General features: G+C 67.3%; 7 protein-coding genes. 5 read left to right on the plus strand and 2 right to left on the minus strand.

The window, feature by feature from the left end:
• The 5 genes from lhgO (at position 1) to BLT62_RS04025 (ending at position 11,003) form a co-directional block, all read left to right on the plus strand.
• The gene (gene lhgO, locus BLT62_RS04005) at positions 1 to 1,182 is read left to right on the plus strand and encodes an L-2-hydroxyglutarate oxidase (protein ID WP_083362909.1); all 1,182 of its coding nucleotides are present in this window, start codon (positions 1 to 3) and stop codon (positions 1,180 to 1,182) included.
• 171 nt (positions 1,183 to 1,353) lie between these two features.
• Positions 1,354 to 7,164, plus strand: a complete 5,811-nt coding sequence (locus BLT62_RS04010) for a DUF4082 domain-containing protein (RefSeq protein WP_083362910.1) — start codon at positions 1,354 to 1,356, stop codon at positions 7,162 to 7,164.
• Between the two features lie 82 nt (positions 7,165 to 7,246).
• Entirely contained in the window at positions 7,247 to 8,278 is a 1,032-nt protein-coding gene (locus tag BLT62_RS04015; protein ID WP_172829626.1) for a glycosyltransferase family 2 protein, read from the plus strand.
• Positions 8,275 to 9,726, plus strand: coding sequence for an oligosaccharide flippase family protein (locus tag BLT62_RS04020; protein ID WP_172829627.1), 1,452 nt, complete (start codon positions 8,275 to 8,277; stop codon positions 9,724 to 9,726). The genes BLT62_RS04015 and BLT62_RS04020 overlap by 4 nt, the downstream gene beginning before the upstream one ends.
• Positions 9,687 to 11,003, plus strand: coding sequence for a rhamnosyltransferase WsaF family glycosyltransferase (locus tag BLT62_RS04025; RefSeq protein WP_172829628.1), 1,317 nt, complete (start codon positions 9,687 to 9,689; stop codon positions 11,001 to 11,003). The genes BLT62_RS04020 and BLT62_RS04025 overlap by 40 nt, the downstream gene beginning before the upstream one ends.
• An 11-nt stretch (positions 11,004 to 11,014) precedes the next feature.
• Here BLT62_RS04025 and BLT62_RS04030 read toward each other — a convergent pair whose 3' ends face one another.
• Together BLT62_RS04030 and BLT62_RS04035 are read right to left on the minus strand one after the other, a co-directional pair.
• On the minus strand, positions 11,015 to 11,890 hold the full coding sequence (locus tag BLT62_RS04030; RefSeq protein WP_083362914.1) for a glycosyltransferase: 876 nt from the start codon (positions 11,888 to 11,890) through the stop codon (positions 11,015 to 11,017).
• A complete protein-coding gene (locus tag BLT62_RS04035; protein WP_083362915.1) occupies positions 11,887 to 13,254 on the minus strand; it encodes a glycosyltransferase family 4 protein in 1,368 nt (455 codons plus the stop codon). Before BLT62_RS04035 ends, BLT62_RS04030 begins: the two co-directional genes overlap by 4 nt.
• Positions 13,255 to 13,289 lie beyond the last annotated feature (35 nt).

Raw genomic sequence — 13,289 nt, forward strand, 5'->3', positions numbered from 1 at the left:
ATGGCTGCGTCGGTCACAATCATCGGGGGCGGGATCGTCGGGCTTGCGCTCGCCGAGCGGATGTCGCGCACGATGGCGGTGACGCTGCTGGAGAAGGAGCCCGAGTGGGCCGCCCACCAGACCGGCCACAACTCCGGGGTGATCCACGGCGGCCCCTACTATGCGCCGGGCAGTCTCAAAGCCCGGCTGTGCGTCGCGGGCAACCGCTCGATGGTGGCGTTCGCCGCCGAGAATGACATCGCCCACGCGGTCACAGGCAAGCTGATCGTGGCAACGGATGCCGCGGAGCTGCCTCGACTGCGGTCGCTCGCCGAACGAGCGCACGCCAACGGCGTGCCCGCACGCATGATCAGTGCCGCCGAGGCGCTCGAGCGCGAGCCGCACGTGAACGCCGTCGGCGCGCTGCACGTGCTGAGCACCGGGATCATCGACTATGCGGCCGTCAGTCGCGCCCTCGCCCGGCGGGCGGAGGCGGCGGGCGCCCAGTTGATCCGCTCGGCGCGGGCCGTGGCGATCCGCACCTCGGCGACGGGCGCCGTGGTGGAGCACAGCAAGGGCGAGGCGGTGTCGGAGCTACTGATCAACTGCGCCGGCCTGCATGCCGACCGGGTGGCGCGCCTGGCCGGCATCAACCCGCCGGTGCGCATCGTGCCTTTCCGGGGCGAGTACTACGAGCTCGCCCCCGAGCGGCGATCCCTCGTCAACGGCCTCATCTACCCCGTGCCCGCCCCGGAGCTGCCGTTCCTCGGCGTGCACCTCACCCGCATGATCGACGGAACGGTGCACGCCGGGCCGAACGCGGTGCTGGCCCTCGCCCGCGAGGGCTACTCGTGGGCGCGCGTCAATCCGCGGGACGTCGTCGAGACTCTCGGGTATCCGGGCTTCCTGCGGATGGCTGGCCGCAACCTCGGCACCGGTGCGGGAGAGATCGCCCGCTCGCTGTCCGTGCGCCGCTTCGCCCGCAGCCTCGCCCGGCTGGTTCCCGAGATCGGTCCGTCCGACATCGTGCGGGCCGGCTCCGGCGTCCGCGCCCAGGCGGTGCGCCGCGACGGCTCCATGGTCGACGACTTCGTGCTGCACCGGGCCCCCCGGCAGTTGCACGTGCTCAACGCGCCGTCGCCGGCGGCGACGAGCGCCTTGGAGATCGCCCGGTTGATCATGGCAGAGGTGGTGCCCTCGTGACGGCGAGAGCCGCCCCCATTCGGGGGAGTGCAGGCACTGTGCGACTATGGGACAGTTGCATCTGTGAGAAAATCTCACAGTCTGCACGGCTTGAATTGCGAGCAGAACGCGCGTTGCGCCACATGACGCGCTGTGCCTTACGCCATGACCCGACATGAGCAGCAGGAACAGATGACATCTTCAACGACCGTCAACAAGCGCTGGACCAGCCTCCGGCGGCGCGTCAATCTTGCCGCCGCGGTGATCGCCAGTGCGGCTCTCATCGTCACGGCGCTCAGCGCGGCGCCACCGCCGGCGAACGCCGCAACCGGTTGCAGGGCCGCAGCCAACCCCGTCGCCTGCGAGAACGCGAAGACGGGGGCGGACCCGGCCGTCTGGAACATCGATGGGGCCGGCGACCCGAGCATTCAGGGCTTCGGAACCGACATCTCGGTTCAGAATGGCGCCACGATCGGATTCAAGATCGACACGGACGCCGCGAGCTACTCGATCGACATCTATCGCACCGGCTGGTACCAAGGGCTGGGCGCCCGCAAGGTGGCGTCCGTCACGCCGTCGGCGACTCTCCCGCAGACACAACCGCAGTGCATCTCGGAGCTGAGCACGGAGCTTTATGACTGCGGCAACTGGAGTCTCTCAGCGAGCTGGGCGGTGCCGGATGACGCCGTCTCCGGTGTGTACGTAGCGCTGCTGCACCGCAACGACACGGGCGGCGAAAGCCACATCATCTTCATCGTGCGCGACCAGGCGTCGACCTCCGACGTCGTCTTCCAGACGTCCGATCCCACCTGGCAGGCGTACAACAGCTACGGCGGGTCCGACTTCTACCAAGGTGCAGCCAACGGGCGCGCGTACAAGGTCAGCTACAACCGACCCTTCGCAACGCGAGAGGGAACCACCCAGCGAGACTTCTACTTCAGCAGCGAGTACGCCCAGGTGCGCTTCATGGAGCGCAACGGCTACAACGTCAGCTACCTGAGCGGGATAGACAGCGATCGCTTCGGTTCGCTGCTGCGCAACCACAAGGTCCTCCTCTCTGTCGGGCATGACGAATACTGGTCGGGCGCCCAACGGGCCAACCTCTTTGCGGCCAGAGACGCTGGCGTCAATATCCAGTTCCTCACGGGTAACACCGGCTACTGGCGCACCCGATACGAGCCGTCGCTCGCGAGCGGCACGTCGACGGCCTACCGCACGCTCGTCTCCTACAAGGAGACGTGGAACAACGCGAAGATCGACCCGTCCGCCGAATGGACGGGCACGTGGCGCGACCCTCGCTTCACGTCGCAACAGGCCGGGGGCGGGTTGCCGGAGAACGCATTGACCGGGACGCTCTACCAGGCCAATCACGACGATCTCCCGGTTACGGTGTCGGCTCAGGAGGGCAAGCTCAGACTGTGGCGCAACACCGCTCTCACCTCCCTGGCACCGGGAACGACGGCGGCGCTGGCGCCGCACACTGTCGGGTACGAATCGGACGAGGACGTCGACAACGGGTACCGCCCGGCCGGGCTCGTCCGGCTCTCGACCACTCTCGGCCCCACCCCGGAGTACCTGCGCGACTACGGAAACACCGTGAGCCCTGGCATGACGACCCACAACCTGACTCTCTACCGCGCTCCGAGCGGAGCGCTGGTCTTCTCGGCGGGAAGCGTCCAATGGGCGTGGGGCCTCGACCAGCAGCACGACGGCGATGGGGCGCCCGCAGATCCGCGGATGCAGCAGGCTCAACTGAACCTCCTCGCCGATATGGGCGCACTGCCGAGCACCCTGATGAGCGGCATGTCGAGCCCCCAGAAGAGCACGGACGCGACGCCGCCGGCCGTCAGCGTCACGTCGCCGGCAAATAACTCGACGATTGCCAACGGCACGCTGGTCACCGTGACCGGTACGGCAAGCGATGTGGGCGGCGTCGTGGCTGGGGTGGAATACTCCGTCGACGATGGAGCTTCCTGGCGGCTCGCGACCGGAACGACGGCCTGGTCCTTCGACTACATCCAGAGTGGCATCGCGGCCTCGAAGATCCTGGTGCGCGCCATCGACGACAGCGCAAACTATCCCGCGAATCCACAGGCCGTGCAGATCGTCGTCACCGGCGCCCACAGCGTGTTCGGCCAGCAGGTGCCGGCTGTCCAGGATGCCGGCGACACCTCCGCGGTCGAATTGGGCATGCGCTTCACCCCCGAGGTGAACGGCTTCGTCTCCGGCGTGAGATTCTTCAAGAGCCTGGGTAACATCGGCGCCCACACGGGGACCCTGTGGGACGCCGCGGGAACCCGGCTCGCGACCGTGGCATTCAGCGCCGAGACCGCGAGCGGCTGGCAGAGCGCGAGCTTCTCCTCCGCGGTGCCGGTGGTCGCGGGGCAGGGGTACCTCGTCTCGTACACCGCGCCCGCAGGCCACTACTCCGCGGCACCGTACTATTGGCCCTACTCGGCGAGAAAGAGCACGCCGATCGCCGTCCCCAGCGGGTTCGGCAACCCGGATCCCGGAGTCTACGGGGAGCCGGGCACATTCCCGACAAGCACGTTCAACGGAACCAACTACTTCGTCGACGTCGTCTTCGACATCGTCGACACGACACCGCTCACGGCCGCCGAGCACTGGCCCTCGGTTGACGCGACCGACGTCCCGCGAAGCACCACCGTGAGTGCACGGCTGTCCTCACCGGTTGTGCCGGGCTCTGTCACACTGTCCGTTCGAACTGCCGGGGGGCAGGCCGTCGACGGGACGGTGAGCTACGACACGGAGAGCAGGGTCGCCCGCTTCACACCGGCCACGCTCCTGCCGCCCGAGACGTCCTTCATCGCCACGCTCGACGCGACCGCGATAGCGGGCGGCGTCGTGAGTGCGGGGCGGAGCTGGGCCTTCGGCACAGTCGCGGCGGCCCAAGAAGTCACGTGCCCCTGCTCGATATTCGCCCCGACACTCACTCCGACCACGCTCGAGGCGATCGACAGCGGTCCGGTCACGCTGGGGGTGAAGTTCACCGCGCGAGCCACCGGCGCCATCGCGGGAATCAAGTTCTACAAAGGCGTGAACAACGTCGGAGCGCATGTCGGGACGTTGTGGAGTGCCTCGGGCGAATCCCTCGCCTCCGCGACGTTTGTGGCCGAGTCGGCGACGGGATGGCAAACGGTCTATTTCGCAGAGCCGATCCCCGTGCAGGCGGGATCCCAGTATGTGGCCTCGTACCGCGCGAACAGCGGGATCTACTCCGCGACGGCCGGGGCCTTCAGCAGCAGCGGAGTAGAGAACGGCCCGTTGGGCGTCAACCCGGGCGCCGGTCGGTTCGGCTACGCGCAGGGATTCCCGAGCTCAACATCCTCAGCCAACTACTTCGTCGACGTGGTGTTCGTGACTGATGGCCAGATCCCCGCTGCGCCGCTCTCGGTGAGCATTCCGAGCCCGGCGCACGATCAGGTGAACGTGCCCACAGCATCGCTCGTCACGGCCGTGCTCTCTGCTGCGCCGCCGCAGGGCGTCGTCCCATCGATAGGCCTGACCGCGGCCGGAGCACCGGTCCCCGGGGCCTCCAGCTATGACCCGTCGTCCCGAACCGTTACCTTCACGCCGGCCGCGGCGCTTGCCCGCTCGACGGCCTACACCGCAACGGTGGTGGTCGAGGGAGCGGTTCCCGCCGGCGGGGTGTGGTCGTTCACCACCGAGGCCGCGGCCCCGTACTCGGGCGAGTTCACCCTGCTGGGTGGTGGAACCCCAGAGGCGGCGTCGGCAACGAGCGAGACCGCCGCCGTGGAGCTGGGGATGTCGTTTGCGGCGTCCCAGAGCGGATCAGTGACCGGCATCCGGTTCTACAAGGAGGCAGGCAACACGGGCACGCACAGCGGGTCGCTCTGGTCGTCCACGGGCCAGCGCCTCGCTACCGTCACATTTGCGGGGGAGTCGGCCAGTGGATGGCAGACGGCGTCCCTGGCGACTCCGTATGAACTCGTGCCGGGCCAACGATACGTCGTGTCGTATTTCGCGCCCAGGGGCCGATACTCGTTCACTCCCGACTACTTCTCCCTGCTGCGCACGAACGGCCCTCTCGTTGCCGACACCGCAGTGAACGGTCGCTTCGTCTACGGGGCCGAAGGCGGGTTCCCGACCGGAAGCTGGAACGCCAGCAACTACCTCGTTGATGTGGTCTTCCAGGCCGGCGCGGTCGGTCCGGCGGCGCCCGTGAGCGTGGCCTCGACCGTGCCGGCGAATGGCGCTTCGGCAGTACTCCCGTCTGCGGCTCTGACGGCGGTGCTCTCGAGCGGAGCCATCGCCACGCAGCCGCTCATCACGCTCAGCGGTCCGAACGGCGACGTTGCCGGAGTGACGGCCTACGACTCCGCAAGCCGGACGGTTTCCTTCACCCCCGACGCGCTCCTGGACTGGGCGACGCAATACACCGCCACAGTGTCGCTGCAGGGTGCCGCGCTCGCCGCAGGGTCCTGGACGTTCGGCACGGCAGCAGCGCCCGCACCCAGCGGATCCTTCAACCTGCTCGGAGACTCCATGCCCGCCGTCACGGCAGCGGATGACGACTCTGCGGTCGAAGTGGGCATGGCATTCTCCGTGGCACAGCCAGGTTCGGTCACGGCCATCCGTTTCTACAAGGGGAGCGGCAACACAGGAACACATGTCGGATCGCTCTGGACGGACGCCGGGGTTCGGCTGGCCCAGGTCACGTTCTCCGGTGAGACGGCGGACGGGTGGCAAAGCGCGACGTTGGACACTCCGTATCCGCTGACGCCCGGCGAGCGCTACGTCGTGTCCTACCACGCCCCCAACGGCCGCTACTCGAGTACGGCGGGGTACTTCCAGTCGCAGCGCTCGAACGGTCCGATCAGCGCAGATCTCGTCGGCAACGGGCGGTATCGCTACGGCTCGGGCGGGGTGATGCCGACTTCGAGCTGGAACGCGAGCAGCTACAGCGTGGACGTCACCTTCGTCACGAGCGACGCGGCCCCGCTCACCGCCCCGACACCGACACCGACACCGACGCCGTCTCCGACCCCGTCTCCGACACCGACGCCGTCTCCGACACCGTCGCCGTCTCCGACCCCGTCTCCGTCTCCGACCCCGTCTCCGACACCGACCCCGTCGCCGACCCCGTCGCCGACCCCGACTCCGTCGCCGACCCCGACTCCGTCGCCGACACCGTCGCCGACTCCGTCTCCGTCGCCGTCGCCGACACCGACACCGTCTCCGTCTCCGTCTCCGACGCCCAGCGCAACGCTTCCGGAAGGCGCTGTGTCAGGAGCTCGGGATGTCGCACCGACCGCCCTGGTGGTGGCGAAGGTCGCGGGAGCAGGTGCGGAATTCACGGCGATCACGCTCGAAGGACCGAACGGCCTGATCGCAGGGACGTCGGCATACGACTCCGCAACCGGAAGCTTGTCGTTCGAGCCCACAGCCCCGCTGGGCTGGGCGACCGAGTATCGAGCGGCGGTTGTGGCGGGTGATCCGCTTGTTGCGCTGCTGAGTTGGACCTTCACAACCGCCCAGGAGCCGATTGTCGTCGTCGCATCGTCGATACTGCCGCCCGATGCCGTTCCGCTGAACGAAGCGTGGGACGATACTGCGGCCGTGCAGGTTGGAGTGCGGTTCAGCGCGAGCACCCCCGGTACCGTGACTGCCATCCGGTTCTACAAGGGCGCGGCGAACACGGGCGCTCACACCTGTTACCTCTGGTCTCCGGACGGCGTGCTCCTGGCCTCCATCGCGCTGGAGAACGAGACAGGCGTCGGCTGGCAGCTGGCTACGCTGAGCGAGCCTGTTCTCCTGCAGGCAGGACTCGAATACCGGGCCACGGTGCACAGCACCACCGGTCGCTACGCCGTCGACCTGAACGGCCTGGCGCAGCCGACAAGCTCTGGGCCACTCAGCACGCCCGCACAGGGATCCACATACCGCTACGGGATCGAATACCCGGAGGCAACCTCCTCCCACAACTACTGGGTCGACGTGCTGTTCCAGGCACAGGGCTGAGGCGAACGATGGCCTTGCGGAAGCACGAGGGGAGTCGATCATGAGGATCACACGGCCGCGCACTGACAGCGAGAGGGCCGCCGTGACGGTCGTCGTCCCCTGTTACAACTACGGCAGATTCCTCGGCCCCCTGGTCGCGAGCATCTTGGACCAAAACGATGTCGAATCACATGTCATCATCGTCGATGACGCATCGCCGGACGGCTCTGCCGACGTCGCTGCGGCCCTCGCCGAAGCACATCCGTCCCGTGTCACTGCTGTGCTGCATGATGTCAATCGCGGCCACATCCAGACCTACAACGACGGGCTCGCCGCCGCACGAACGGAGTTCGTTGCTCTCGTTTCGGCCGACGACATCGTGGCTCCAGGGGCGCTGGGGCGAGCGACCAGGCTCATGCAAGCGAATCCCCGCGTCGGGATGGTCTACGGCCATACTGTGGCATTCACGCACGGCGTTCAGCCTGCCGCGCCGCATGCGTCACTCCCTGAGACGTGGAGCATCTGGGGAGGGCGCAAGTGGCTGGCGTGGGCCGCCAAACGCGGGCGCAACTTCATCGTCTCGCCGGAAGCCGTCATGCGCACGAGCGCGATCAAACAGATCGGCGGCTACAACGCCGGGCTGCCCCATTCCGGCGACCTCGAGTACTGGCTGCGCACGGCCGCCACGTGGGACATCGCCCGGGTGAATGGTCGGCCGCAGGCCTACTACCGAATGCACGGTGCCAACATGCACGTCACGAGCTACGCGGGGCTGGCAGTGGATCTGCGGCACCGCATGGCAGCGTTCGAATCGCTCACCGGCCCGGAGCTTGCACCGTCTGTCCCCGGGGCAGATCGGATGGTGGCCCGAGCGCGCGCCGCGATAGCTCGGGAGGCTGTGTCGCTCGCGTTGCGAGATCTTGACCGCGGCATGCGGACCGACGAGGTCCGCCCGTTGCTGGAGCTTGCCGACGAACTGGACCCGGGTGCCTCGTCACAGCGCAAGGTCAGATGGCGTCTGGCCAGGGCGCGCCGCGGCCGATCTCCGGCGATCTCCCAACGTGCTCTCGAGCAACTGCGTCGGCAGGCGGATCGTTTGCGCGCGGTGCTGTACGAGGTTGCCGGGATCGCATGAGAGACGCAGCGGCCGGCATCGAAACTCCGAGCCTCGCAACGCGGGTCAAGGGCGGCTCTGCGTGGGGCGCGCTGAACATCGCGCTTTCGCGGATCCTGCAATTTGTGACGATGCTCGTCGTCGCTCGCCTCGTCGCCCCCGATCAGTTCGGTGCGCTTGCCGTCGCGCTCGTGGCACAGAGTATCGCCATCAACATCACCGAGCTGGGCACCACTGCCTCCTTGGCCCGGGGCGATCGAGATCCCGATGCAATTGCGCCAACCGTCTTCAGCCTGTCGCTGATGGCCGGCACCGTGCTGACGATTGTGATGATCGTGACGGCGCCGCTGCTCGCAGCAGCGCTCGGCGACCCGTCGGCGGCACCCGTGGTGCAGGTGATGGCACTCACGGTCTTCCTTGCCGCGTTCGCCTCTGTCCCGACGGCACTGGTCTGGCGGGACTTCCTGCAGAAGCGCAGGCTGTTCGTCGATATCGGTGCCATCGTCATCACGGGGCTCGTCGTGATCCCGCTCGCAGTGATCGGGATGGGAGCGATGGCATTGGCGTGGTCGAGGGTCGTGGGGCAAGCGGCCTCGACGATCGGGTACTGGTTGATCGTTCCCAAGCGATATCTCCCCGGCTGGAACCGTGCGGAGCTTGGCCCGCTGCTCCGGCTCGGTCTGCCCCTTGCCGCATCCAACATCGTGGCATTCGTCATGCTGAACGTCGACTACATCGTTGTCGGCCGTGAACTCGGCCCGGAGCAGCTCGGGCTCTACCTGCTGGCGTTCAACCTCGCGGCGCTGCCGAGCAGCGTGCTCACCACGATCCTGCGGACGGTCGCGGTTCCGACTTTCGGTCGCTTGTTCGCCGCGGGGACGCTGGCCGAACTCGTGCCCCGGTTCGTGGCCGGCGTCGCCTGGATCGCTTTCCCGATCGCGCTGCTGATCGGTGCTCTCGGCCTGCCGCTGATGACCGCGCTCTATGGCGACGAATGGGCGCCGGGCGCGATCGCACTCCTGGGACTCGGCGCTTTCGGAGCGGCGCGGGTCCTCTCCGAGCTCTTTGCCGACCTCTGTGTGGGCGCGGGCAAGACGATCGGCCTGATGTGGGTCCAGCTCATCTGGCTGGCTGTGCTCGTGCCGTCGATGATTCTCGGCGTGCAGCAGTTCGGCATCGCCGGGGCGGGTTGGGCGCATGCCGCCGTGTGCTGGTTTGTGGTGGTCCCGCTCTACCTCGTCACGCTCGCACGCGTTCTCCACGTCAGCTGGCTGAAACAGTTGATCGCATTCCTGCCCGCCATGGCTGCATCCGTTCTCGCAGCCCTCGCGGCCGCGTGGCTGGCCTCAACCGTCGACAATCCGTGGTTGGCGCTCCTCGTCGGAGGCTGTGGCGGTGTGCTCGTCTACGGGCTGCTGACCGTTCGCACGTGGCGTGGTTTGATGAGAACGATACGGCTGCTTCGATGAAGGGGACATTCGTGGGCGCTTGGGAACGGCTTGTGGTCACCGCGAAGGCGCGGGCGAGGCAGACGCAGAGGATTCTGGCCGCTGACGGAGTGAACGGCATCCTGCGCCGGGTTGCGGGCCGGATGGAGCGGCGTTTTGGCGTGCAGGGCCAGTCGATCCCGCTCCACCCGGCCGACATCGCCGATTCGACGCGTCTGATCGCGCCCGCCGCTGCTCCGGACGTGGCGGACCGACCGCTGCGCATCGCGTGGGTGACGACGCCACCGAGCGCCGGTTCAGGCGGGCACACCACGATGTTCCGGATGATTGAGGGGCTGGAGGCTGCTGGCCATTCGACAACCCTCTGCCTGTACGACATCTACCGCGGCGATGTCGCGCTGCACGAGAATACTGTGCGGGAGAGCTGGCCACGTGTGCGCTCCTCGGTGCGCGACTCAGCACAGGGATTCGGCGAGGCGGATGTCTGGATCGCCACCTCCTGGCAGACTGCCCACGTCCTGGCAAGCCACCCGGAGCTGCCGGGCACTCGCATGTACTTCGTGCAGGACTACGAACCCTACTTCTACCCGCACGGTGCGCTCGCTGCGCTTGCGGAGGACAGCTACAGATTCGGGTTCACCGGCATCACCGCTGGCGCCTGGCTGTCGGGCGAGCTGGGCGAGCGCTTCGGCATGGAGTGCGCACATTTCGAGTTTGGTGCGGATGCCAACGTCTACTCGCTGCGGGACGCCGCGCCCCGCGCCGGTGTCGTGCTCTATACCAAGCCGGGAGTCGCCAGACGCGGGCACGAGCTCGGGGTGCTCGCCCTGCAACGATTCGTCGAACAAGTCCCGGAGGCGCCGGTCCACCTGTTCGGCGACCCCCCGGGCACGCTGCCCTTTTCCGCCGTCAGCCACGGCCGCCTGACTCCGGCTGAGCTCAACGAGCTGTACAACTCCTGCAGAGTCGGACTCAGCCTCTCATTCACCAACGTCTCGCTCATCCCCTGGGAACTTCAGGCCTGCGGGGTGGTGCCCGTTGTCAACGACGCCCGGCACAACCGGGCCGTTTTGCGCAATTCGGAGGTGCACTGGGCGGCGCCGACCCCAGGCGCGCTGGCAGAGGCCATGGTTGCCGCCTGGCGGGGCTATGACCCCAGCTCGACGCCGACGCGCCAGGCCGCGGCGGTAGCGGGCGACAGCTGGGACGAGTCTGCACGTGTCGTCACCGAGTTCATCGAGAACACGGTGCGCACCGGCCGCCGTGATCTGCTCGACGGGGCGCGGCACTCGTCCTAGGCGGCCCGGAATCAGCGTGGAGGGTGGGGCCGAGTGCGGGCAGCGATCGCCGACTTCAGGCGATCCATGCCGTCTTTGCCGAGAACGCTGAGCGCCAGCCATTTGACGGACCCACGTGCGGATTCGGACACCGCCCGGGCCGGAGCGAGCAGTACGCGATCACGGGCGATCTGAGCGCGGCCGGGCACCCTGACGCCGGCGAGATCGTCGGCGAAGCGTGAGCGCCATTGGTCCGGCGACACGAGTCTGCCACGCACCCTGTTGCTCACGTTCTCGCCATGAACCACCTGCAACCAACCGGGTGCTCCCTCGAGCTCGATCGCGGGCATGCTGCGACGGAGCATCATGTGCCAGTCTGACCAGCAGGTGGTCGGATCGTCCCACGACTCGATCACGGTGCAGAACGCATTGTCGCGATCGATTCGCAGGTAGAGCCCGGCAGGACTGGCGATCAGGCCGTGGGTGATGAACACGGCGGTTCTCTCCTCCGGGAGCGGCACGGCCTGAATCCGAGCGACGAAGTCGCGAGCGAGCGCATCGTCATTGTCGAGGTTGGATGTCACCAAACGTTGGCCGGTTCCCTGCGCGACACCGCGGATGTCGCCGAGCAGTTGTTCGCGAGAGACGGACGCGCGATAGATCGGTGTGAACAAGCCGTTCCGGCTGATCTCGGTCACCTTGTCGACCAGCCAACGGGGACTCTCGGGGTCGAAGTAGATGATCCACGAGAAGTTCTTCTCGCTCTGCGAGGACACCGAGGGGGCGCAGTAGCGTTCGAAAAGCATCCACCGATTGCTGAGCCAGTGCTCGCTGGCCCTGATCGTTGCCTCAACGCCGCCGGACGGCAGGTTGAAACGGGTCAACAGCACATGGTCGACGCTGCTCATACCTGGTCGCTCTGGCGCACGGATGCGGCGGGCGCGCAGCGCTCCCGGACGAAGCGCGCGAACTCGGCCTCATCGAGCAGATCGACAGGGCGCGGTTCGTTCTCGCCGCGGGCGCCCAGCGCTGCAGCCGAATGCGGCCAGCGGCCGAGTCGGTCGTCACCGGCCGGGTTGTTCAACAGGTCATCGAAGACGCCGACGTAGGCCTGCGCCTGGGGTTTCCAGTCGAGCTCCTCGACGACCCGGCGGCGGGCGGCGATACCGAGCTCAACGCGGCGTTCCGGGTTGTCGAGCAACGATTCCAGAGCGTCGGCGAAGGCAGCAATGTCGCCGCTGGGCACGAGCACGCCGGTGTCGCCGACCGAGACACGAGTCTCGACGAGGTCGACCGACACGGACGGGAGCGCGTACGCCATGTACTCCATCGTCTTGTTCATCGTCGAGATGTCGTTGAGCGGGGTCTTCTGATCGGGCCCCACTCCCAGATCGGAGGCGCTGAGATACTGTGCGATCTCGGCAGGGCCAACGCGACCGGTGAATCGCACGTTGGAATCAAGGCCGAGCGCTGTGCAGCGGGCCTTGAGGTCATCGAGACAGTCTCCGAAACCGAGCAGGACTGCATGCACCCCAGTGCGCCCGCGCCGGTGCACCAGCTCTTCCATGACATCCAGCAGCGTGTCGACGCCGTCCTGGGGCCCCATGATTCCGAGGTAGCAGATCAGGTGCTCTGCGCCGCCGCGGATCCCGGCGTCGGGATACACCGGTCGCATGAGCCGTGTGTCCGGCCCGCTGCGCACGACGGTGACGGAGCTCGGATCGCGGCGGCCACGGCGCTCAGCAACCGCCTTGTACGAGGCGTTCGTGGAAATCACCCGATCCGCCACCCGGTACGTCATCCGTTCCAACCAGAGCAGCCCGCGGTACTGCACCCGCATCGCCGCGCTGCGCGGCTCGCCGAAGCGCGAGAGGAACAGTTCTGGGTTGAGATCGTGCTGGTCAAACACGAACCGCACGCCTCGAACACGCCAGAGTGCGGCAAGCAGCCAGTACGTGTCTGGCGGGTTGCAGGCTTGGATGACGTCGAAACCACGTTCGCGGCGCACGCGAATGCTGAGCCCCGCGGTGAGCAGCCAAGACCAGATGAACTCGACAGCGAATCCGAGCACCCCCTGGGCCTCGGGGGCCGGGCGGTACTTGTAGATTCCAATGCCGTCGAGCAGCTGGTAGCTGGGATCGCCAGGGCCTTTTGGGCAGATGACCGACACGGAATAACCCTGATCAGCGAGAGCTTTGCACTCGAGCCAGACCCGTCGGTCTAGGGGGACCGGCAGGTTTTGAACAATGATCAGAACACGTAGGGATGACAAGGCTGAGCACCTCCGCTGAGCGCGCTCCGGTGCAC

Source organism: Microterricola viridarii, from assembly GCF_900104895.1.
Lineage (GTDB): Bacteria > Actinomycetota > Actinomycetes > Actinomycetales > Microbacteriaceae > Microterricola > Microterricola viridarii.